21 protein-coding genes are annotated in these 22221 nt (G+C 70.6%); 17 read left to right on the top strand and 4 right to left on the bottom strand.

Annotation, left to right across the window (positions count from 1 at the left end):
• Window positions 1–98 precede the first annotated feature (98 nt).
• Entirely contained in the window at window positions 99–554 is a 456-nt protein-coding gene (locus ACP4J0_RS19090) for an imidazolonepropionase-like domain-containing protein (protein WP_426599868.1), read from the top strand.
• Window positions 555–627: 73 nt separating this feature from the next.
• Here the strand turns inward: ACP4J0_RS19090 and ACP4J0_RS19085 are convergent, their stop codons facing one another.
• Window positions 628–1671 (bottom strand): chitinase, encoded by a 1044-nt coding sequence (locus tag ACP4J0_RS19085; protein ID WP_426599867.1) that lies wholly within the window; start codon window positions 1669–1671, stop codon window positions 628–630.
• 184 nt (window positions 1672–1855) lie between these two features.
• Between ACP4J0_RS19085 and ACP4J0_RS19080 the strand changes: the two genes are divergently transcribed.
• From ACP4J0_RS19080 to ACP4J0_RS19065, 4 genes are read left to right on the top strand one after another with little or no spacing between them, the layout of a single operon-like run.
• Window positions 1856–2398, top strand: coding sequence for a hypothetical protein (locus ACP4J0_RS19080; RefSeq protein ID WP_426599866.1), 543 nt, complete (start codon window positions 1856–1858; stop codon window positions 2396–2398).
• An 18-nt stretch (window positions 2399–2416) separates the two neighbouring features.
• Entirely contained in the window at window positions 2417–4885 is a 2469-nt protein-coding gene (locus tag ACP4J0_RS19075; RefSeq protein ID WP_426599865.1) for a bifunctional polysaccharide deacetylase/glycosyltransferase family 2 protein, read from the top strand.
• Window positions 4885–6003, top strand: coding sequence for an acyltransferase family protein (locus ACP4J0_RS19070; RefSeq protein WP_426599864.1), 1119 nt, complete (start codon window positions 4885–4887; stop codon window positions 6001–6003). Before ACP4J0_RS19075 ends, ACP4J0_RS19070 begins: the two co-directional genes overlap by 1 nt.
• A 43-nt stretch (window positions 6004–6046) precedes the next feature.
• Window positions 6047–6757, top strand: coding sequence for a demethylmenaquinone methyltransferase (locus tag ACP4J0_RS19065; protein ID WP_426599863.1), 711 nt, complete (start codon window positions 6047–6049; stop codon window positions 6755–6757).
• A gap of 166 nt (window positions 6758–6923) precedes the next feature.
• On the opposite strand, the gene ACP4J0_RS19060 is transcribed toward ACP4J0_RS19065, so the two are convergent.
• A complete protein-coding gene (locus ACP4J0_RS19060) occupies window positions 6924–7442 on the bottom strand; it encodes a GNAT family N-acetyltransferase (RefSeq protein ID WP_426599862.1) in 519 nt (172 codons plus the stop codon).
• Between the two features lie 47 nt (window positions 7443–7489).
• Between ACP4J0_RS19060 and ACP4J0_RS19055 the strand changes: the two genes are divergently transcribed.
• Window positions 7490–8824, top strand: a complete 1335-nt coding sequence (locus tag ACP4J0_RS19055; RefSeq protein WP_426599861.1) for a geranylgeranyl reductase family protein — start codon at window positions 7490–7492, stop codon at window positions 8822–8824.
• A gap of 9 nt (window positions 8825–8833) precedes the next feature.
• Here the strand turns inward: ACP4J0_RS19055 and def are convergent, their stop codons facing one another.
• Entirely contained in the window at window positions 8834–9460 is a 627-nt protein-coding gene (gene def / locus ACP4J0_RS19050; RefSeq protein WP_426599860.1) for a peptide deformylase, read from the bottom strand.
• 169 nt (window positions 9461–9629) lie between these two features.
• Window positions 9630–10478, bottom strand: coding sequence for a C40 family peptidase (locus ACP4J0_RS19045; protein WP_426599859.1), 849 nt, complete (start codon window positions 10476–10478; stop codon window positions 9630–9632).
• Between the two features lie 788 nt (window positions 10479–11266).
• Here ACP4J0_RS19045 and ACP4J0_RS19040 point away from each other — a divergent pair.
• The 11 genes from ACP4J0_RS19040 to nuoK all read left to right on the top strand — a co-directional run bounded on the left by ACP4J0_RS19040 (window position 11267) and on the right by nuoK (window position 22215).
• Window positions 11267–11626 (top strand): NADH-quinone oxidoreductase subunit A, encoded by a 360-nt coding sequence (locus ACP4J0_RS19040; RefSeq protein ID WP_003974383.1) that lies wholly within the window; start codon window positions 11267–11269, stop codon window positions 11624–11626.
• A gap of 12 nt (window positions 11627–11638) precedes the next feature.
• A complete protein-coding gene (locus ACP4J0_RS19035; RefSeq protein ID WP_018528252.1) occupies window positions 11639–12193 on the top strand; it encodes a NuoB/complex I 20 kDa subunit family protein in 555 nt (184 codons plus the stop codon).
• A 98-nt stretch (window positions 12194–12291) separates the two neighbouring features.
• Complete coding sequence (locus ACP4J0_RS19030; protein ID WP_426599933.1) at window positions 12292–13008, top strand: NADH-quinone oxidoreductase subunit C; 717 nt, start codon at window positions 12292–12294, stop codon at window positions 13006–13008.
• Window positions 13005–14339: an NADH-quinone oxidoreductase subunit D gene (locus ACP4J0_RS19025; RefSeq protein ID WP_426599858.1), complete on the top strand. Its 1335-nt coding sequence runs from the start codon at window positions 13005–13007 to the stop codon at window positions 14337–14339. The genes ACP4J0_RS19030 and ACP4J0_RS19025 overlap by 4 nt, the downstream gene beginning before the upstream one ends.
• Window positions 14336–15208, top strand: a complete 873-nt coding sequence (nuoE, locus tag ACP4J0_RS19020) for an NADH-quinone oxidoreductase subunit NuoE (RefSeq protein WP_426599857.1) — start codon at window positions 14336–14338, stop codon at window positions 15206–15208. The genes ACP4J0_RS19025 and nuoE overlap by 4 nt, the downstream gene beginning before the upstream one ends.
• On the top strand, window positions 15205–16557 hold the full coding sequence (gene nuoF, locus ACP4J0_RS19015) for an NADH-quinone oxidoreductase subunit NuoF (protein ID WP_426599856.1): 1353 nt from the start codon (window positions 15205–15207) through the stop codon (window positions 16555–16557). Before nuoE ends, nuoF begins: the two co-directional genes overlap by 4 nt.
• On the top strand, window positions 16554–19058 hold the full coding sequence (locus tag ACP4J0_RS19010; protein WP_426599855.1) for an NADH-quinone oxidoreductase subunit G: 2505 nt from the start codon (window positions 16554–16556) through the stop codon (window positions 19056–19058). Before nuoF ends, ACP4J0_RS19010 begins: the two co-directional genes overlap by 4 nt.
• The gene (nuoH, locus tag ACP4J0_RS19005) at window positions 19055–20431 is read left to right on the top strand and encodes an NADH-quinone oxidoreductase subunit NuoH (RefSeq protein WP_426599854.1); all 1377 of its coding nucleotides are present in this window, start codon (window positions 19055–19057) and stop codon (window positions 20429–20431) included. Before ACP4J0_RS19010 ends, nuoH begins: the two co-directional genes overlap by 4 nt.
• On the top strand, window positions 20424–21065 hold the full coding sequence (gene nuoI / locus ACP4J0_RS19000) for an NADH-quinone oxidoreductase subunit NuoI (protein WP_426599853.1): 642 nt from the start codon (window positions 20424–20426) through the stop codon (window positions 21063–21065). Before nuoH ends, nuoI begins: the two co-directional genes overlap by 8 nt.
• Window positions 21062–21919 carry an NADH-quinone oxidoreductase subunit J gene (locus ACP4J0_RS18995; protein WP_426599852.1) on the top strand — a complete coding sequence of 286 codons (858 nt, stop codon included), beginning with the start codon at window positions 21062–21064 and terminating at the stop codon, window positions 21917–21919. Before nuoI ends, ACP4J0_RS18995 begins: the two co-directional genes overlap by 4 nt.
• Entirely contained in the window at window positions 21916–22215 is a 300-nt protein-coding gene (gene nuoK / locus ACP4J0_RS18990) for an NADH-quinone oxidoreductase subunit NuoK (protein ID WP_003974374.1), read from the top strand. Before ACP4J0_RS18995 ends, nuoK begins: the two co-directional genes overlap by 4 nt.
• Window positions 22216–22221: the final 6 nt, after the last annotated feature.

Here is a 22221-nt window from a genome sequence, read left to right as displayed (position 1 = left end):
CCAGACCGACGAGACCGGCCAGACCGACGAGACCGGCCAGACCGGCCAGCGAGAACCGACCGAGAACCGACGACCGACTACGGGCGACCGACTTCACCGTGCTGACGATTCACGCCGCCGACCGGGTGCGGTACACCTGGGGCTCCGCACCGGCCGAGGACATCGAGGACGGTGCCGTCGCCGTCGAGGGCGGCCGGATCGCCGCCGTGGGACCGCTCGCCGAACTGGCGGAACGGTTCCCGGCCGCGCGGGTGCGGCGCTGGCCCGGTGTCCTCGGTCCCGGGCGGGTCCACGAGGGCCCGCTGCCGGACGCGCCCACGCCGCGCGAGCGGATCCACGCCGTGCTGAAGCTGGGCGCGGTGGCGGTCCTGGCGGAGCACGTCGACGCGCCCGGACTGCGGGCGGCGGCCGAGCGCAACGACGTCGTGGTCCTCGCCCGGTCCCGTCCCACCGCCCTCGTCGGCCTCGGCCGGGCGGACCTCGCCGTACTCGACGACAGCGGTGCGTGCGTCGCCACCGTGTGCGCGGGACGCCTGGTGCACCGGCGCCGCTGACCAGCGCCCGTCAGCCCCCGAACGCCACTCGTCAGCTCCCGAACGCCACCCGTCAGCCCTCGAACGCCACCCGTCAGCCCCCCAACGCCTCCCCGAACGCCCCCGCCTCCTGCGTCACGCCGCTGCAGTCGGTCGCCGCGTCGTCCGCGTCCTCGTCGCCGTCCTCGCACTGCCGGTCGCGGAACGCCGCCCACATCGACACCCAGGCGATCCCCTTCTCCTGTGCGAAGGCCCGGACCTCGGCGGCGTCCGCGAGCGTGAACGTCTCACCGGCGACGTCGTTGACGCCGAGCATCGACGTCAGCGCCATGCCCCGCCAGGCGTCCGCGTCCGAGGTACCGAAGGTCTCCGTCAGCTGGGTGTGCGCGGCCTTCGCCGAGGCGAGGGCGTAGTCGCCCATGTCACCGTCGTACGACTCGCCGTAGTTCATGGTCATGAGGTTGACCGTGGAGACCCGTACGCCGTGGTCGTTGGCGGACGCCAGCAGTGCCAGGGAGTCGGCGTCCAGGCCGGAGGGCATCACCGGCAGCGTGAAGGAAACCTCCAGGTCGCTCCGCTCCTCCTGGAGCAGCGCGATCGCCTCCGAGCGCAGGGCGACGGAGCCGGCGTCCGTCAGCTCGTCACCCTCGATGTCGAAGTCGGCTCGCGTGGAACCGGCCGCGTCCAGGGCCGCGCCGTACGCGTCGGCCAGGTCCGGGGCGCTGTCGCAGGCCGCCGCCAGTTCCGTGCCGGAGGCGCCGCCGAAGGAGACGCGGACGGTGGCGCCGGACTCCTTCAGTTCCGCGATGCGTGAGGCGACGGAGGCGTCGTCGATGTCCTGGACGCCGTTCCAGCGCGGGACGCAGTCGTCGCCGGAGGAGATGACGAACGCCAGGTTGTACGTCGCCGGGGAGCCGCCGGAGTCGGTCGCGGAGGCCGTGGTGGCGCTGACGTAGGGGGCGTAGGCGGTGACCGGCGCGGACGACTCGGACGGTGCCGTGGTGGCCTTGTCCCCCGTGCCGCCCGCGTCGCCCGTGCCGTCGCCCGTGCCGTCGTCCTGCCCGGCGCAGCCCGCGGTGGCCAGGGCGAGGGCGAGCAGCAGGGCGCACCCGGCCGCCGCCTTCCGGTAAGCCCTCATGTGCAGCACGCTCCCGTTCTCGTCGTCGGACGAGTGAACCTCTCACGTGTTGCTGGGGCTTTCCTGAGGAAAGGGGCCGCGTCCCCCTCGTCTCACAGGACGCGGACAGGCTGCGGTGCCTTTCATCGGAATCTCACATCGCGGTCCGAGTTCGCGACAGGCAAGGGTCCCTAACGTCCGGGGAATGCATTCCGAGCCTGCCTTCGAATCCCGCGCCGCCGCCGGCGAGACGCCCGCGCGCGGACGCCGTCGCAAACGCGGCAACGGGTCCGCGGAAGGGCCCGTGTTCGTCGACAACTCCGGACGCCGGGCGCGGCTGTCGCGCCGCCTGGGCCTCCTGGTCGGTGCGGTCTGCGTCGGTTACGCGGCCGTCCTGGGCCTGGCCTTCATGGGCGTCGGCACCTCGCTGAACCCGTCCTCGCTGCTGCCGTTCGGAGGCGGACAGGACGGCGGCCCCGGACCGGGCGGTGGCGGCCCCGGGCCGGGCGGTGGCGCGGGACCACAGGGCGGCGTCATGCCCACGGGCGCCCCGCCCTCCGGCGCCTCCTCCGCGCCCGAGGGCGCCCCGCCCTCCGGCGCCACCGACGCAGCGTCCGGCGCCCCCTCCGCGCCCGCCTCCACCGCCCCCGCCGCCGCCCCTTCCGACGCAGCCTCCGCCGCCCCCTCCACGCCCGCCCCCACCGCTTCCTCCGGCGCCACCGCTCCCAGCGCCGCCACCACCGACTGACCGGACTCCCCCACCTCCATGACCACGACCACATCCCCCTCCCCGCCCTCCCGCGGACGCCGCCGAGCCCCCACCCGCATCGAGCGGGCCGCCGGCCGCGCCGCCGCCCTCCAGCGCCCGCGGGTCCTGCTCGCCCTGCTGCTCCTGCTCGCGCTGACCTGCGTGATGCTCCTCGACGGCTACCTGCGCGCGGAGGTCGGCGGCGACCAGCGGGTCCGCACCGGCGCGAGCGCGAGCGACGTACCCGACGAGGTCCTCGACGGCGGGCCGATCCTCACCTTCCGCGGCGGACAGGCCACCACCGTCTCCGTCCCGGACAAGACGATCGCCCTGACCTTCGACGACGGACCGAACCCCACCTGGACGCCGCAGGTGCTGGAGATCCTGGAGGAGTACGACGTGCCCGGCACGTTCTTCCTGGTCGGCTCGATGGTCTCCCGCTACCCGGACATCGTTCGGGACCTGGTCGAGCAGGGCAACGAGGTGGGCGTCCACACCTTCACCCACGTCGACCTCTCCTACCAGAGCGACGCCCGCGTCACGCGCGAGATCGAACAGACCCAGCTCGCCCTCGCGGGCGCGGCCGGCATCACCACGACGCTGTTCCGGGCGCCGTACTCCTCCGAGACGGACGCCATCGACAACTACAGCTGGCCCGTCTACGAGAAGCTCGGCGAGGACGGCTACACGAGCGTCTTCATCGACACCGACAGCGACGACTGGAAGCGGCCCGGCGTCTCGAACATCGTCGAGTGGGCCACGCCGGAGGACGACGAGGGTGCCTCCGTCCTCTTCCACGACGCCGGTGGCGAGCGGTCGCAGACGATCGAGGCGCTGCCGAAGTACATCGAGAAGATGAAGGCGAAGGGCTACACCTTCACCACCATCAGCGGCGTCATGGCCGAGCAGCAGCCCTCCGACGGGCCCGGGGCCCCGGCCCAGGCGTCCGGCACCGGAACCGGCGGGCTCCAGGCCGCCCACCACAAGGCCACCGGCACGACCCTCTACGAGGGCAAGGCGCTCATCGCGGCCGTCGCCGTCGCCGAGTGGACGGTGCCGGCACTGTCGGTGGGACTCATGGTCGTGGGCGTCGCCGTCATGGGCCGCTTCGGGATGATGCTGATCCTCGCCCGCCGCCACCACCGACAGCGCAACAGACGCCGCTTCAGCTGGGGGCCGCCCGTCACCGGCCCGGTGAGCGTGATCGTCCCGGCGTACAACGAGAAGGAGTGCATCGCCAACACGCTCCGGTCGCTGGCCCGCAGCACCCACCCGATCGAGATCATCGTCGTGGACGACGGCTCGACGGACGGCACGGCCGAGATCGCCGAGTCCCTCGGCCTGCCGGGCGTCCGCGTCGTCCGGCAGGCCAACGCGGGCAAGCCCGCCGCCCTCAACAACGGTGTGCGGCACGCCCGGTACGACATCGTCGTGATGATGGACGGCGACACCGTCTTCGAACCGGACACCGTACGGCACCTGGTGCAGCCCTTCGCCGACCCCGGCGTCGGCGCCGTCGCGGGCAACGCCAAGGTCGGCAACCGGCGCACCCTCATCGGCGCCTGGCAGCACATCGAGTACGTGATGGGCTTCAACCTCGACCGGCGCATGTACGACCTGCTGCGCTGCATGCCGACCATCCCCGGCGCGATCGGCGCGTTCCGCCGCGAGGCGGTCCTGGAGGCCGGCGGCATGAGCGACGACACGCTCGCCGAGGACACCGACATCACCATCGCCCTGCACCGGGCCGGACGGCGGGTGGTGTACGAGGAGCACGCCCGGGCCTGGACGGAGGCGCCGGGCTCGCTGGGACAGCTCTGGTCGCAGCGCTACCGCTGGTCCTACGGCACCATGCAGGCGCTGTGGAAGCACCGCCGCTCCCTGACGGACAAGGGGCCCTCGGGCCGCTTCGGGCGGGTCGGCATGCCACTGGTCGTGCTCTTCCAGGTGGTCACGCCGGTCTTCGCCCCGCTCATCGACGTGTTCACCGTCTACTCGATGGTCTTCGTCGACTTCCGGTCGGCACTGCTCGCGTGGCTGGCGGTGCTCGGCGTCCAGCTCGTCTGCGCGGCCTACGCCTTCCGGCTCGACCGGGAGAAGTACCGGTACCTGCTGATGATGCCGCTCCAGCAGCTCGCCTACCGGCAGATGATGTACCTCGTCCTCATCCACTCCTGCGTCACCGCCCTCACCGGCGGCCGGCTGCGCTGGCAGAAACTGAAGCGGACGGGCGAGGTGGGGACGCTGGCGGGGGCCACGGGGTCCAAGGGGTCTACGGAGACCACGGGGACCACCGGGTCTACGGAGACCGCGGAGACCACGGAGACCACCGGGCCCACCGGGCCCACCGGGCCCACCGGGCCCACCGGGCCCACCGGGCCCACCGGGCCCACCGGGCCCACCGAACCCACCGAACCCACCGGGCCCACCGGGCCCACGGAGACCACGGGGCCCCTCGGGTCCACGGAGACAACGGGGACCGGCTGATGGGCGCGCACCGGAAGGGAGCGGTGCGCCGTGCTCCCGAGGCACACCGCGGGAGCACGCTTCCCACGGTGGGCGCGGGCGTATCGCCGGCGCGCGACCGGTACTTCGACACCCTGCGCGCGCTCGCCCTGGTCCGGGTCGTCGCGTACCACGTCTTCTGCTGGCCCTGGGCCGGGCTGGTCTTCCCCTCCATGGGGGTCATGTTCGGCCTGGCCGGCACCCTGATGGCCAAGTCACTCGGGCGCCCGGCCCCGACGGTGATCCGGAACCGGCTGCGCCGCCTGCTCCCACCGTTCTGGTGCTGGGGCGTCGTCGTGGTGGGCGCGATGCTGGTGCACGGGTGGATGCCGGGGTGGCAGCTCGTCTTCTGGATCGTGCCGCTCGGCGATCCGCCCGGCAGCGCCTGGGGCGAACAGGCCTGGGAGGTCCTCTGGTACCTGCGTACGTACCTGTGGTTCGTCCTGCTCTCCCCGCTGTTGCTGCGCGTGTTCCGGCTCGCTCCCGTGCCGGTGCTGCTGCTGTCCCTCGGCCCCGTCCTGGCCCTCCGGTTCGCCTGGCAGCCGCCGGAGAACCGCTTCGGGGCCGGACTGCTCGACCTGGCGACGTACCTCTTCTGCTGGCTCCTGGGCTTCGCGCACCGCGACGGCGTGCTGCGGCGACCGAAGCCGGCCGCGGTCGTCACCCTGTCGCTCGGCGCACTCGCCTACGGCGCCTGGTACGCGTTCGCGCACCAGGCCGAGTACGGCACGTACGACCTCGACGACATCCCGCTCGCCCAGGCCTTCTGGTCGGCCGGGTTCGTGACGCTGCTGATGTACGCCAAGGAGCGGCTCGGTATCGGCTTCACGGGGCTCGCCCGGTTCCCGTGGCCGGACAGGCTGGTGACCGTCTTCAACGCCCGCGCGGTGACGGTCTACCTCTGGCACGAGCTCGCCCTCGTCCTGGCGGTGCCGCTGATCGACCGGTTCTGGGAGGTGCCAACGTTCGAGGCGTACCTGCCGCTGGACAGCCAGTGGTTCCTGCTGGGGGTGGGGTGGGCCCTGATCGCGGCGTTCGTGCTCCTGTTCGGGTGGGTGGAGGATGTCGCCGCGCGCAGGAGGCCGCGCCTGCTGCCGTGAGCCCGTCCGCGCCGGAAGGGACGCGTGCTGCAACAATGGGCCCGTGACCCGCGCTTCCCTGAACAAGCAGCCGCACGAAGTCGCCTCGATGTTCGACCACGTCGCGGAACGGTACGACCTGACGAACGCCGTTCTGTCGCTCGGCCAGGACCGGGCCTGGCGCAAGGAGGTCGCCAGGGCCGTCGACGCCCGCCCCGCGCAGAAGATCCTGGACCTCGCGGCCGGCACCGCGACCTCCTCCCTGCCCTTCGCCCGCACCGGTGCCTACGTCGTCCCCTGCGACTTCTCCCTCGGCATGCTCCAGGTCGGCAAGGAGCGGCACTCCTGGCTGCCGTTCACCGCGGGCGACGCGACCCGGCTGCCGTTCCGGGACGACACCTTCGACGCCGTCACCATCTCCTTCGGGCTGCGCAACGTGCAGGACACGGACGCCGCGCTGCGCGAGATGCACCGGGTGACGCGGCCCGGCGGGCGGGTCGTCATCTGCGAGTTCTCGCACCCCACCTGGACGCCGTTCCGCACCGTCTACACCGAGTACCTGATGCGCGCCCTGCCGCCGGTGGCCCGCGCGGTGTCGTCCAACCCCGACGCGTACGTCTACCTCGCCGAGTCCATCCGCGCCTGGCCCGACCAGCCGGCGCTCGCCCAGCGGCTGGGCAAGGCCGGCTGGACCAAGGTGGCGTACCGGAACCTGACGGGCGGCGTGGTGGCGCTGCACCGGGGCTACAAGGAGAGCGGGTCCGAGGAGCGCTGAGGAGGTTCGCGGCGGGCTGGGCACCAGGCCGACCGGGCGCAGTACGCGAACGTCGGATTTCTCGGTCACCGGGCGCACGGACATCGCCCCTCCCCAGCGGTACCCGGCGGAGCAGCTCCGTCGCGCACCGCCCGGAAGCATCACCGTGCCAACCCATTACCGCCCGTCATGACCCGTTGTGCAGAGGGAGCCGGTAGCAGTGCCCCCGCTGCTGCGAGAGCGGGGTGGTGAAGACCTCGGCGAGTCGCATGCCCAGCCGCTCCGTGACCGCGATGGACCGCGCGTTGCGGGCGTCGACCATCGCGACCACCTCCGCCACACCCGCCGCCCGAACCCGCTCCAGCGTCTGCCGGGCCGCCGCCGTGACGTAGCCCTTGCCCCAGTGCGCCCGCCCGAGGCGCCAGCCGATCTCGATCTCGCCCTGGGGGCCCCAGTCCTGCGGCCACGGCTGGGCGCCGGTGAAGCCTATGACCCGGCCGTCCTCGTCCACGACGGACCACAGGCAGAAGCCGCGCTCGGCGTCGTGCCGCCGCTGGCGGGCGGTGAGTTCCTCGTAGACGGACAGTTCCGCGGACCTCCCGCCGTGGAACTCCATGACGTCCGGGTCGTCGAAGATCCGGTGCCAGGCGACGGCGTCCTCGTCGGTGGGGACGCGCAACCGTACAGCGGGGAGAGGTCGCTTCACTGGGCAGCCCTTCAGCCGGGTGGTCGGTGACGCTGAATAGACTGCCCATGTCCAGTGCCCGTCGGCACGCAGATTCCGAACTCTGGGGAGATCCCGCCGTGACCGAGCCCCTCTCCGACAACACCGCCGATGTGATCGTCGTGGGCGCGGGGCCAGCCGGCTCCACCACCGCCTACCACCTGGCCAAGGCAGGGCTCGACGTCCTCCTGCTGGAGAAGACCGCCTTCCCCCGGGAGAAGGTCTGCGGTGACGGACTCACCCCGCGCGCGGTGAAGCAGCTCGTCGCCATGGGCATCGACATCTCCGAGGAGGCCGGCTGGCTGCGCAACAAGGGCCTGCGCATCATCGGCGGCGGCTCCCGCCTCCAGCTGGACTGGCCGGATCTCGCCTCCTTCCCCGACTACGGACTCGTCCGCAAGCGCGACGACTTCGACGAACAGCTCGCCCGGCAGGCCCAGAAGGCCGGCGCGCGCCTGTACGAGCGCTGCAACGTCGGCGCCCCGGTCGTGGACGACCGCACCGGCCGCATCACCGGCGTGCACGCCAAGCTGGGGGAGGAGAAGCGCGAGGTCACCTTCCACGCCCCGCTGGTCGTGGCCGCCGACGGCAACTCCACGCGGCTGTCCCTGGCGATGGGCCTGCACCGCCGCGAGGACCGTCCGATGGGCGTCGCGGTCCGTACGTACTTCACCTCGCCGCGCCACGACGACGACTACCTGGAGTCCTGGCTGGAACTCTGGGACCGCCGCGGCGCCCAGGACCGCCTCCTGCCGGGCTACGGCTGGATCTTCGGCATGGGCGACGGCACTTCGAACGTCGGCCTGGGCGTCCTGAACACCTCCGCCTCCTTCAAGGAACTCGACTGGCGCGAGATCCTCAAGGCCTGGTGTGCCTCCATGCCGGAGGACTGGGGCTACACCCCGGACAACATGACCGGCCCGATCCGCGGCGCCGCCCTCCCCATGGCCTTCAACCGCCAGCCCCACTACACCAAGGGCCTCCTCCTCGTCGGCGACGCCGGCGGCCTGGTGAACCCCTTCAACGGCGAGGGCATCGCCTACGCCATGGAGTCCGGCCAGATCGCCGCCGACGTCATCGTCCAGGCACACGCGCGGGCCACGCCGGCCCAGCGCGAGATCGCCCTGCAGCGCTACCCGCGCGTCCTCAAGGACACCTACGGCGGCTACTACAACCTGGGCCGCGCCTTCGTGAAGCTCATCGGCAACCCGAAGGTCATGCAGATCGCGACCCAGCGCGGCCTCACCCACCCCATCCTGATGAAGTTCACCCTCAAGATGCTCGCCAACCTGACGGACCCGACGGGCGGCGACGCGATGGACCGCATCATCAACGGACTGAGCAAGGTCGCACCGAAGGCCTGATCGGGCGGGTCAGCCGAGGGCCGCGGCGTTGGCGGCCCGGCGCGCGAGGACCTCGTCCCGCCGGTCCGCCGACTGCCGCAGCGCCGCCTTCCGGTCCCGGCCGGAGAGACGGTCCAGATAGACGCGTCCGTTCACGTGGTCGGTCTCGTGGGCGAGGCAGCGCGCGAAGTAGCCGGTGCCCTCGACGACGAGCGGGGCGCCGTCCCGGTCGAGGCCCCGTACGACGGCCCGGTCGGGCCGGGGTACGGCCATGACGGCGCCCGGCACCGACAGACACCCCTCACCCTCGTCGAGCAGCCGGCGTGCGGCCGGGTCGAGGGGCTCCAGCACGGGGTTGACGATGTGCCCGACATGTCGGACACCGTCGTCGTCGAGGCAGTCGTAGACGAACACACGCAGCTCCACGCCCACCTGATTCGCCGCCAGTCCGGCCCCCTCGGCCACGTACATCGTGCGGAACATGTCGTCGACGAGCGCGGCGAGGTCGGGTCCGAACTCGGTGACGTCCCGGCACGGCCTGTGCAGCACCCCTTCGCCGACCTCGGTGACACGCCGCACCGACCCGCGCCGGGCCTCGGGCGCGAGCGGCGGGTAGGAGGCGGCGGCGGGCCGGCCCTGTACGAACACACTCGGCATGACGTTCTCCTTCGGCTCGTGGACGGGCCGACGGGAAACCGGCCCGCGCCGAGCATGCCAGGAGAGGCCGAAGGGCCGCTGCCCCTTGAGTGGCTGCGGCCCTTCGTGCGGATGTGTCCGCCTTGCGCGGGTGCGCGGGTGCGCGGGTGCGCGGGTGCGCGTGCGTGGACTACAGGACGCGCACCGCACCGCTCGGCGGGTCGTACGACAGCGACGCCTTGACGACACCGGTGGACGAGTTCTGCGCGCCGACGAACATGCCGTCACCGACGTACACGCCCACGTGGTACGCGCTGCCCGCACCGCCCCAGTACAGGATGTCGCCCGGCTGGAGGTTGTCCAGTCCGACCTGGGTGCCGGCGGTCGACTGGGCCTGGGAGACGCGCGGCAGGTCGATGTTGACCTGCTTGAAGGCGGCCTGCACCAGACCGGAGCAGTCCCACGAGTTGGGGCCGGTACCGCCGGAGACGTAGGCGTCGCCGACCTGGGACTGCACGAAGGAGACGACCGCGGCGGCCGAACCGGTGGCCGAGGACGAGGACGAGGACGAGCTGCTGCTGCCGACGCTGCTGCCCGAGCCGTCGGAGGACCCGGTGTCCACCGAGGCGCTCAGAGCGGCGCGCTCGGCGCTGCGCGAGGCGCGCTCGGCGGCCGCCTTGCGCGCGGCCTCCGCGGCCTGCTGCTTCGCTGCAGCGGCCTTCTTCTTGGCCTCGGCGAGGTCCGCCTCGGCCTTCTTGGCGGCCTGCGCGGCGGCCGCGTCACGCTCGGCCTGCAGCTCGTAGCTCGCGGCCGCCTGCTGCGTGACGTCCGCGGACTGGGCGATCTGAGCGGCCAGGTCGGCCGTCAGGGTGGGCAGTTCAAGGGTCTGCGTCACCGGTTCGGCCGCGTTGGCCGAACCCGACGCCCCGGCCACTGCCAGGGTGCTGAGGACGCCACCGGCAACTCCGGCCCGCATCGCGATGGTCGACGCGCTGCGGCGGGGCTTCCGGTGGCTGCGTATGTGAGCGGTGTGGGACATAGGGACAACCGGTATCAGGAGCTCCTCCATACCTTCAAGAAACGTGTGCTGCGACACAGTTGTTCAATCAGGAGTCGAATCCCGGGCGTGTCGCTCCTTATTGACGCCCTAGCGGACATTGCGGGCGGCCCGTAACCGGCCTGTGATCACGGCCTTTGATCGTTACGCCCGAATTGCCCCGCGCTTACCACTTGTTGGGACAGTTGGCCAAGCCCGGTTCTCAGACGTCTCTCATGGATGTGGCGCACGTCACGGAACGGTTGCCCTGTCGGTCGCGTCCGTGACGCGAGGCCGGGTCGCTCGTGCTCGTGAACGCGTGCACGCGTCCACATCGCACCCGGTGCCTCCCTCCGATGTGTGAACGCGTCCTCTATCAAGTGATCCAGTCCAGCGCCAATTTGCATGCAAGGGAAGCATCTTGATATTGAGACGCACCCTGATCGCCACCTCTGGCCAGCGATGATGAGCGAAAATGTCACCTCTGGTGATCAGGTGAACGCTTCCTGTGTGAAGATCACCGCTCATCCGACTTCATGATCCTTCGTCAGGTGGTGGAGATCACAAAGCTTGTGCGATACCCCGTGTCGCAGATCACAGAGTGGCGGGCATAGGATGCGAGGCAGTTGGGCTTGTGACCTGCTTCACATGTTCGCGATCTTCGCCGGGACGAGCGGGGCTCGTGGGGTTGCTGGGGCGGTGGTGAGTCCGATGCAACCTCCCCGGTCTCGGCTTCGCTCGACCAGGGGGGAGCCCATGCAGTCAATGCCGACTGAGAGGAGCGAGGAGCGGTGAACGCGTATGCGCCCATCCTCGTACTGGGAGCCCTCGGGGCAGGCTTTGCGATCTTCTCCGTGGTCATGGCCACGCTGATCGGTCCGAAGCGGTACAACCGGGCGAAGCTCGAGGCCTACGAGTGCGGCATCGAGCCGACCCCCACGCCGGCCGGCGGCGGGCGCTTCCCCATCAAGTACTACCTGACGGCGATGCTCTTCATCATCTTCGATATCGAGATCGTCTTCCTCTACCCCTGGGCCGTCACCTTCGACGCCCTGGGGATTTTCGGGCTCGTGGAGATGCTGCTCTTCGTGCTCACCGTCTTCGTCGCGTACGCGTACGTATGGCGGCGCGGCGGCCTGGAATGGGACTGAGGGGCCTTTGACATGGGACTCGAAGAAAAACTGCCGAGCGGCTTCCTGCTGACCACCGTCGAGCAGGCCGCGGGCTGGGTACGCAAGTCGTCCGTCTTCCCCGCCACCTTCGGCCTCGCCTGCTGTGCCATCGAGATGATGACCACCGGCGCCGGCCGCTACGACCTGGCGCGCTTCGGCATGGAGGTCTTCCGCGGGTCACCGCGGCAGGCCGACCTGATGATCGTCGCGGGCCGGGTCAGCCAGAAGATGGCGCCGGTGCTGCGGCAGGTCTACGACCAGATGCCGAACCCGAAGTGGGTGATCTCCATGGGGGTCTGCGCCTCGTCGGGCGGCATGTTCAACAACTATGCGATCGTCCAGGGCGTCGACCACATCGTCCCGGTCGACATCTATCTCCCCGGCTGCCCGCCGCGGCCCGAGATGCTGATGGACGCCATCCTCAAGCTCCACCAGAAGATCCAGAGCTCCAAGCTCGGGGTGAACGCCGAGGAAGCGGCCCGTGAGGCGGAGGAAGCGGCGCTCAAGGCCCTGCCCACCATCGAGATGAAGGGGCTGCTGCGGTGAGCGACGCGAAGAACACGGCGGGTGACGCGAACAATGCCGCGGGTGACGCGAACAACGCCGCGGGTGGCGCCAACGACGCGGCGGGCGGCGCGAACGGGGTGAACCCGGAGAAGGACCTCTCCGCGGAGAACCTCCCCGGCCAGCGCGGCCAGGGTGGCGAGGAGATCCGCGTCCAGCGCGGCATGTTCGGCGCCAACAACGGCGGCGACACCTCCGGCTACGGCGGGCTGGTCCGCTCCGTCCGGCTCCCCGGGCCGGCGAGCAGGCCCTACGGCGGGTGGTTCGACGAGGTCGCCGACGAACTCGAGGGCGCGCTCGAGGAGCAGGGACTCCTGCCCGACAACGCCATCGAGAAGACGGTCGTCGACCGCGACGAGCTGACCTTCCACATCGAGCGCGAGCATCTGGTCCGCGTCGCCCGCACGCTGCGCGACGACCCGGCCCTGCGGTTCGAGTTCTGCACGGGCGTCAGCGGCGTCCACTACCCGCACGACAAGGGCCGCGAGCTGCACGCCGTCTACCACCTGCGCTCGATCACCCACAACCGGCTGATCCGCCTCGAAGTCAGCGCGCCCGACAGCGATCCGCACATCCCGTCACTGGTCCCCGTCTACCCGACGAACGACTGGCACGAGCGCGAGACGTACGACTTCTTCGGCCTCGTCTTCGACGGTCATCCGGCGCTGACGAGGATCATGATGCCGGACGACTGGCAGGGCTTTCCGCAGCGCAAGGACTACCCCCTCGGCGGCATCCCCGTCGAGTACAAGGGCGCCCAGATCCCGGCTCCGGACCAGCGGAGGTCGTACTCGTGAGCAGCACACAGTCAGCGTCCGCGGCCTCCGCGCGCGAGACCACCGAAGGCACCGTCTACACGGTCACCGGCGGCGACTGGGACGAGGTCGTCCAGTCCGCCGCCCGCACCGACGACGAGCGCATCGTCGTCAACATGGGCCCGCAGCACCCCTCCACCCACGGCGTCCTCCGCCTGATCCTGGAGATCGACGGCGAGACGGTCACCGAGGCCCGCTGCGGCATCGGCTACCTGCACACCGGCATCGAGAAGAACCTCGAGTACCGGACCTGGACGCAGGGCACCACGTTCGTGACGCGCATGGACTACCTGACGTCGTTCTTCAACGAGACGGCGTACTGCCTGGGCGTCGAGAAGCTCCTCGGCGTCGAGGACGAGATCCCGGACCGGGCCTCGATCATCCGGGTCCTGCTGATGGAGCTGAACCGGCTCTCCTCGCACCTGGTGTGCATCGCCACCGGCGGCATGGAACTCGGCGCCACCACGATCATGATCTACGGCTTCCGCGATCGTGAGCTGATTCTCGACATCTACGAGCTGATCACCGGCCTGCGTATGAACCACGCGTTCATCCGCCCGGGCGGCCTCGCCCAGGATCTGCCGCCCGGGGCGGTGGACCACATCCGTGAGTTCGTGAAGAAGATGAAGAAAAACCTCCCGGAGTACGACAAGCTCGCCACCGGGAACCCCATCTTCAAGGCCCGCATGCAGGACGTCGGCTACCTCGACCTGGCCGGCTGCATGGCCCTCGGCGCCACCGGCCCCGTCCTCAGGTCCACCGGCCTGCCGCACGACCTGCGCAAGACCCAGCCGTACTGCGGCTACGAGACGTACGACTTCGACGTCCCGACCGCCGACACCTGCGACGCCTACGGCCGTTTCCTGATCCGGCTGGAGGAGATGCGCCAGTCGCTCCGGATCGTCGAGCAGTGCCTGGACCGGCTCCAGCCCGGCCCGGTCATGGTCGCCGACAAGAAGATCGCCTGGCCCGCCCAGCTCGCCCTGGGACCGGACGGACTGGGCAACTCCCTCGACCACATCAAGAAGATCATGGGCACCTCCATGGAGGCCCTGATCCACCACTTCAAGCTGGTCACCGAGGGCTTCCGCGTGCCTCCGGGCCAGACCTACGCGGCGGTGGAATCGCCCAAGGGCGAGCTCGGGGTGCACGTCGTCTCCGACGGCGGCACCCGCCCCTTCCGGGTCCACTTCCGCGACCCGTCCTTCACCAACCTGCAGGCCATGGCGGCGATGTGCGAGGGCGGCCAGGTCGCCGACGTCATCGTCGCCGTGGCGTCCCTCGACCCCGTGATGGGAGGCGTCGACCGGTGACCACCTCTTCTTCGGAGCGGGGCGTCAGCCTGGGCATGCCGGAACTGCCCGCGCCCGCCTACCCGGACGACGTCCGGGCCCGGCTGGAGACCGACGCGCGCGAGGTCATCGCCCGCTACCCGGACTCCCGGTCCGCCCTCCTGCCCCTGCTGCACCTCGTGCAGTCCGAGGAGGGACACGTCACGCGCACCGGGATGCGGTTCTGCGCGGACATGCTGGGCCTGACCACGGCCGAGGTCACCGCGGTCGCCACCTTCTACACCATGTACCGGCGCGGGCCGAGCGGCGACTACCAGGTCGGCGTCTGCACCAACACGCTGTGCGCGGTCATGGGCGGCGACGCGATCTTCGAGTCCCTCCAGGACCATCTCGGCGTCGGCAACGGCGAGACCACCGAGGACGGCAAGGTCACCCTGGAGCACATCGAGTGCAACGCGGCCTGCGACTTCGCGCCGGTCGTGATGGTCAACTGGGAGTTCTTCGACAACCAGACCCCGGCGAGCGTCCGACGCCTCGTCGACGACCTGCGCGCGGGACGGCCGGTGACGCCCACGCGCGGTGCGCCGATCTGCACCTTCAAGGAGACCGCCCGGATCCTGGCGGGCTTCCCCGACGAGCGGGACGGCGCCGTCGCGGCCGGCGGCAGCGCGGGTCCCGCCTCCCTGGCCGGACTCAAGCTGGCCAAGGGCGAGGCGCCCGCCGCGCGCGTGGTGCACCCGCGGGACGGCGGACCGCACGACGCGCCGCAGGACCGGGCCGTGCACGACCCGTCCCCGACGGAACACCTGAGCTCGCACGACGCGCCGCAGGACACATCGGCATCCGACCCTTCCAACCCGGCAGGGCCTACCGCCGAGGAGGGGGAGTGATGACCGTGGCAGCCGAGATCAAGGGCACCAGCCCGGAGAAGCTGCTCGCACCCGTGCTGTCGGCCTTCTGGGACGAGGACGAGTCCTGGACTCTCGACGTCTACCGGAGGCACGAGGGGTACGAGGGGCTCCGCAAGGCGCTGGCGATGTCGCCGGACGACCTGATCGCGTACGTCAAGGACTCCGGTCTGCGCGGACGTGGCGGCGCGGGGTTCCCGACGGGGATGAAGTGGCAGTTCATTCCCCAGGGAGATGGCAAGCCTCACTATCTAGTTGTCAACGCCGACGAGTCGGAGCCGGGGACCTGCAAGGACATCCCGCTCCTCTTCGCGAACCCGCACAGCCTCATCGAGGGCATCGTCATCGCGTGTTACGCCATCAGGTCTTCGCATGCCTTCATCTATCTGCGTGGTGAAGTCGTACCGGTGCTGCGGCGGTTGCACGAGGCCGTGCGCGAGGCCTACGCGGCCGGCTTCCTTGGCGAGAACATCCTGGGCAGCGGACTCGACCTCACTCTCACCGTGCACGCGGGCGCGGGCGCGTACATCTGCGGTGAGGAGACCGCACTGCTCGACTCGCTCGAAGGCCGCCGGGGTCAACCGCGGCTCCGTCCCCCCTTTCCTGCTGTGGCCGGCCTCTATGCCTGCCCGACTGTGGTGAATAACGTCGAATCGATCGCGTCGGTTCCCGCGATCCTGAACAAGGGCAAGGACTGGTTCAGGTCGATGGGCAGCGAGAAGTCTCCGGGCTTCACGCTCTACTCCCTCAGCGGTCACGTCGCGAGCCCCGGCCAGTACGAGGCCCCGCTCGGCATCACGCTGCGCCAGCTCCTCGACATGAGCGGCGGCATGCGCCCCGGCCACCGGCTGAAGTTCTGGACGCCGGGCGGCTCCTCGACGCCGATGTTCACCGACGAGCACCTCGACGTCCCGCTCGACTACGAAGGAGTGGGCGCCGCCGGTTCCATGCTCGGCACCAAGGCGCTCCAGTGCTTCGACGAGACGACCTGCGTCGTGCGCGCCGTCACCCGCTGGACCGAGTTCTACGCCCACGAGTCCTGCGGCAAGTGCACACCGTGCCGCGAGGGAACGTACTGGCTCGTCCAGCTGCTGCGCGACATCGAGGCCGGCAAGGGCTCGATGAGCGACCTCGACAAGCTGAACGACATCGCCGACAACATCAACGGCAAGTCCTTCTGCGCCCTCGGCGACGGCGCCGCCTCGCCGATCTTCTCCTCGCTCAAGTACTTCCGCGAGGAGTACGAGCAGCACATCACGGGCCGCGGCTGTCCCTTCGACCCGGCCAAGTCGACGGCCTGGGCCGACCACCGTACGGAGGTGAACGCATGACTGTGACCACCAGCGCTCCCTCCGGCGGGGGAGAGGCGGCGGTCCCGCCCGAGGACCTCGTATCGCTGACGATCGACAGCGTCGAGATCAGCGTGCCCAAGGGCACCCTGGTCATCCGGGCCGCCGAGCAGCTCGGCATCGAGATCCCCCGGTTCTGCGACCACCCCCTCCTCGACCCGGCCGGCGCCTGCCGCCAGTGCATCGTCGAGGTCGAGGGCCAGCGCAAGCCCATGGCCTCCTGCACCATCACCTGCACCGACGGGATGGTGGTGAAGACCCACCTCACCTCGCCCGTCGCCGAGAAGGCACAGCACGGTGTGATGGAGCTGCTGCTCATCAACCACCCGCTGGACTGCCCGGTCTGCGACAAGGGCGGCGAGTGCCCGCTGCAGAACCAGGCGATGTCGCACGGCCAGGCCGAATCGCGCTTCGAGGGCAAGAAGCGGACCTACGAGAAGCCCGTGCCGATCTCCACACAGGTGCTGCTCGACCGCGAGCGGTGCGTGCTGTGCGCGCGCTGCACCCGGTTCTCCAACCAGGTCGCGGGCGATCCGATGATCGAGCTGATCGAGCGGGGCGCGCTCCAGCAGGTCGGCACCGGAGAGAGCGACCCCTTCGAGTCGTACTTCTCCGGCAACACCATCCAGATCTGCCCGGTCGGCGCGCTCACCTCGGCGGCGTACCGGTTCCGCTCCCGCCCCTTCGACCTGATCTCCTCGCCGTCCGTCTGCGAGCACTGCTCCGGCGGCTGCGCGACCCGCACCGACCACCGGCGCGGCAAGGTCATGCGACGTCTCGCGGCCGACGATCCCGAGGTCAACGAGGAGTGGATCTGCGACAAGGGGCGTTTCGCCTTCCGGTACGCGCAGCAGCGGGACCGGCTGACGACGCCGCTGGTGCGCAACGCCGAGGGCGACCTGGAGCCGGCCTCCTGGCCGGAGGCCCTGCAGATCGCCGCGCAGGGGCTGCTCGCCTCGCGGGGCCGGACCGGTGTGCTGACCGGCGGCCGGCTCACCGTCGAGGACGCCTACGCGTACAGCAAGTTCGCCCGCGTGGCGCTCGACACCAACGACATCGACTTCCGCGCGCGCGTGCACAGCGCCGAGGAGGCCGACTTCCTGGCCTCCCGGATCGCCGGACGCGGCCGCGACCTCGACGGTACGGGCGTCACGTACACCGCGCTGGAGAAGGCGCCCGCCGTCCTGCTGGTCGGGTTCGAGGCCGAGGAGGAGGCCCCCGGCGTCTTCCTGCGGCTGCGCAAGGCCTGGCGCAAGCACGGGCAGAAGGTCTTCTCGCTCGCCACGCACACCACACGGGGTCTGGAGAAGGCCGGCGGCACCCTGCTCCCGGCCGCTCCAGGCACCGAGACCGAGTGGCTGGACGCCCTCGCGAGCGGCGTCGGCCTGGAGGACGACGGGGCACGGGCCGCCGAGGCCCTGCGCGCCGAGGGCGCCGTGATCGTCGTCGGGGAGCGGCTGGCGGCCGTGGCCGGCGGCCTCACCTCCGCCGTACGGACCGCCACCGCGACCGGTGCCCGGCTGGTGTGGATCCCGCGCCGGGCCGGGGAGCGAGGCGCGATCGAGGCCGGTGCGCTGCCGTCGCTGCTGCCGGGCGGCCGACCGGCGACCGATGCCCGCGCGCGCGAGGAGGTCGCCGCGGTCTGGGGCCTGGCCGACCTCCCGCACCGCTACGGCCGTGACACCGGCGAGATCGTCGAGGCCGCGGCCCGGGGAGAGCTGCAGGCCCTGCTGGTGGCGGGCGTGGAGGTCGCCGACCTGCCCGATCCGGCACGCGCGCGTGCGGCACTCGCCGAGGCCGGCTTCGTGGTGTCGCTGGAGCTGCGGCCCAGCGAGGTCACCGAGCTCGCCGATGTCGTCCTGCCCGTCGCCGCGGTCGCCGAGAAGGCCGGGACCTTCCTGAACTGGGAGGGCCGGGTGCGGTTCTTCGAGGCCGCGCTCAAGCCCGACCAGATGACCCGCCGCCTCGCGCCCGCCGACGCCCGCGTGCTCCAGATGCTCGCCGACGCCATGGACGTACACCTGGGTCTGCCGGACCTGCGCACCACGCGCGCGGAGATCGACCGGCTCGGCACCTGGGACGGGCCGCGGGCGGGCGACCCGCTGGGGACCGCGAGCGCGCTGCCGCGGCCGGCCGCCGGGGAGGCCGTACTGGCCGGGCACCGGCTGCTGCTCGACCAGGGCCTCCTCCAGCAGGGCGACGAGGCGCTCGCCGGCACCCGGCACGCCGCACGCGCGCGCGTGTCGGCCGCCACGGCAGCCGAGGCGGGCGTCAAGGACGGCGACCTCCTGGCCGTGACCGGCCCCGCCGGAGCCGTCGAACTCCCGCTGCAGGTCACCGAGATGCCCGACCGGGTGGTCTGGCTCCCGCTGAACTCGGCCGGCGCCGGCGTCGCCTCCGACGCCGGGGTGCTGCCCGGAACCCTCGTCCGCATCGGTCCGGCGACGTCCGCCGGTGAGGCCCCCAAGGAGGTGGAGGCATGAGCCCGTACCTCGCCGCTGAAGACCTCTCGATGTTCGGCACCGACCCCTGGTGGCTGGTCGTCATCAAGGCGGTGTTCTGCTTCGCCTTCCTGATGGTGACCGTGCTGTTCGCCATCGTGTGGGAGCGCAAGGTCGTCGCCTGGATGCAGCTGCGCATCGGCCCGAACCGGCACGGCCCCTGGGGCATGCTCCAGTCGCTCGCCGACGGCATCAAGCTGATGCTCAAGGAAGACGTCGTCGTCAAGCGCGCCGACAAGGCGGTGTACGTCCTCGCGCCGGTCGTCGCGGCCATCCCCGCCTTCATGGCGATCGCGGTGATCCCCTTCGGACCGGCCGGCAACGAGGTCTCGATCTTCGGCCACCGCACCGCGATGCAGCTCACCGACCTGCCGATCGCGCTGCTGTTCATCCTGGCGGTCGCCTCGGTCGGCATCTACGGCATCGTGCTCGCGGGCTGGAGTTCCGGCTCCACGTACCCGCTGCTCGGCGGACTGCGGTCCTGCGCGCAGATGATCTCCTACGAGATCGCGATGGGCGCCGCGTTCGCCTCGGTGTTCCTCTACTCGGGGTCCATGTCGACCTCGGAGATCGTCGCCCAGCAGGGCGACCGCTGGTACATCGTGCTGCTGCCGGTCTCCTTCATCCTCTACGTCGTCACCATGATCGGCGAGACCAACCGCGCCCCCTTCGACATGCCGGAGTCCGAGGGCGACCTGGTGGGCGGCTTCAACACCGAGTACTCCTCGATCAAGTTCGCGATGTTCATGCTCGCCGAGTACGTGAACATGGTGACGGTCTCGGCGGTCGCCACCACGCTGTTCCTCGGCGGCTGGCGGGCCCCGTGGCCGGTCAGCACCTTCTGGGAGGGCGCCAACCACGGCTGGTGGCCGCTGCTCTGGTTCGTGGTCAAGGTCCAGTTGCTGCTGTTCTTCTTCATCTGGCTGCGCGGCACGCTCCCCCGGGTCCGCTACGACCAGCTGATGAAGCTCGGCTGGAAGGTCCTCATCCCGGTCTCCCTGGTCTGGCTGATGCTGGTCGCGACCGTGCGGGCCCTCAGGAACGAGGGCTACGACTTCAGCGACATCGCCCTTTACGTCGCCGGCGGCGTCCTGGCCCTGCTGGTGCTGTCCTTCGTCGTCGACATGTACCGCGAGAAGGGCAAGCAGGCCGAGCAGCCCGTGGCGGAGCCGGCCGCCTTCGACCCGATGGCCGGCGGGTTCCCCGTACCGCCGATGCCCGGCCAGGAGCTGCCGCCGGTGCCGCGACGCAGTCCGCGCCGCGAGCGGGAGCTGATTGTCAGTGGTGGGACCGATACTCAGAGTGACGGATCTCTGGGCGGATCTACGGATGGAAAGGAGGCGTCCGATGGCTGAGGAACCCAAGGAGACCGACCCCGGTTTCCTGAACCCCGTGGCCGGCTTCGGCGTGACCTTCAAGGCCATGTTCAAGAAGCGGCTGACCGAGCAGTACCCGGAGCAGCGGAAGACCACCGCTCCGCGTTTCCACGGGCGGCATCAGCTCAACCGCCATCCGGACGGCCTGGAGAAGTGCGTCGGCTGCGAGCTGTGCGCCTGGGCGTGTCCCGCCGACGCCATCTACGTGGAGGGCGCGGACAACACCGACGAGGAGCGCTACTCGCCCGGTGAGCGGTACGGCCGCGTCTACCAGATCAACTACGCCCGCTGCATCCTGTGCGGCCTGTGCATCGAGGCGTGCCCCACGCGCGCGCTGACGATGACCAACGAGTTCGAGCTGGCCGACTCCAGCCGCGCCAACCTCATCTTCACCAAGGAGCAGCTGCTGGCCGGCCTGGAGGAGGGCATGGTCGACTCGCCCCACGCCATCTACCCGGGCATGGACGAGCAGGACTACTACCGGGGCCTGGTCACCGAGGCCGCCCCCGGGACGGTCCAGCAGGTCGCCCACTCCGAGGGAGAGGTCGTCCAGGAAGCCGACTCGACCTTCGGCGGGACCGAACCGGCGTCGGAGGAGGTGATCCGCCGATGACCGGGCAGCTCGCCGCCGCAGCGACTCTCGCTGCCGGCACCTCCACCGGAGAGGCCGTCCAGTTCTGGATCCTCGGCACGGTCGCGGTGATCGGCGCCCTGTGCACCGTCTTCATGAAGAGGGCCGTGCACAGTGCGCTCTGCCTCGCCGGGACCATGATCATCCTGGCGGTGTTCTACCTCGCCAACGGCGCCTACTTCCTCGGCGTGGTGCAGATCATCGTCTACACCGGCGCGATCATGATGCTGTTCCTGTTCGTGGTGATGCTCGTCGGTGTCACCGCGGCGGACTCCCTGAAGGAGACCATCAAGGGCCAGCGCTGGCTGGCCCTGCTGTCCGGGCTCGGCTTCGGCATCCTGCTCGTCGCCGGCATCGGCAACGCGTCCGTCACGGAGTTCAGCGGCCTGGCCCAGGCGAACGCGAACGGCAACGTGGAGGGCATCGCGTCCCTCATCTTCACCAAGTACGTCTTCGCCTTCGAGATCACCGGCGCCCTGCTCATCACGGCCGCGGTCGGCGCCATGGTGCTCACCCACCGCGAGCGCACCGAACGGGCGGCGACCCAGCGCGAACTGGCCGAGCGGCGCGTCCGCGAGGGCAAGCACCTGCCACCGCTGCCGGCACCCGGCGTGTACGCCCGGCACAACGCGGTCGACATCGCGGGCCTGCTGCCCGACGGCACCCCGTCCGAGCTCACCGTCAGCAAGACGCTGCGCGAACGGGGCCAGATCCGCGACGTGTCGATGGAGGCGCTGGGTGATCTGAAGGCGCTGGAGCAGCGGTCCGAGGAGCGCCTCGAGCGCAGGGCGGTCGAGTCCGGCAACTCCAAGCGGTCCGAGGAGGCGCCGAAGTGAACCCCGTCAACTACCTCTACCTCGCGGCCCTGCTGTTCACGATCGGCGCCACCGGTGTGCTGATCAGGCGCAACGCGATCGTGGTCTTCATGTGCATCGAGCTCATGCTCAACGCCTGCAACCTCGCGTTCGTCGCCTTCTCCCGGATGCACGGCAACCTCGACGGCCAGATCATCGCCTTCTTCACGATGGTCGTCGCCGCCGCGGAGGTCGTGGTCGGGCTCGCGATCATCGTGTCCCTGTTCCGTTCCCGCCACTCGGCCTCGGTCGACGACGCCAGCCTGATGAAGCTGTGAGGGGTC

It is taken from the genome of Streptomyces sp. WG7 (assembly GCF_049975785.1).
Taxonomy (GTDB): domain Bacteria; phylum Actinomycetota; class Actinomycetes; order Streptomycetales; family Streptomycetaceae; genus Streptomyces.
This window is presented reverse-complemented; position numbering and strand designations above follow the sequence as displayed.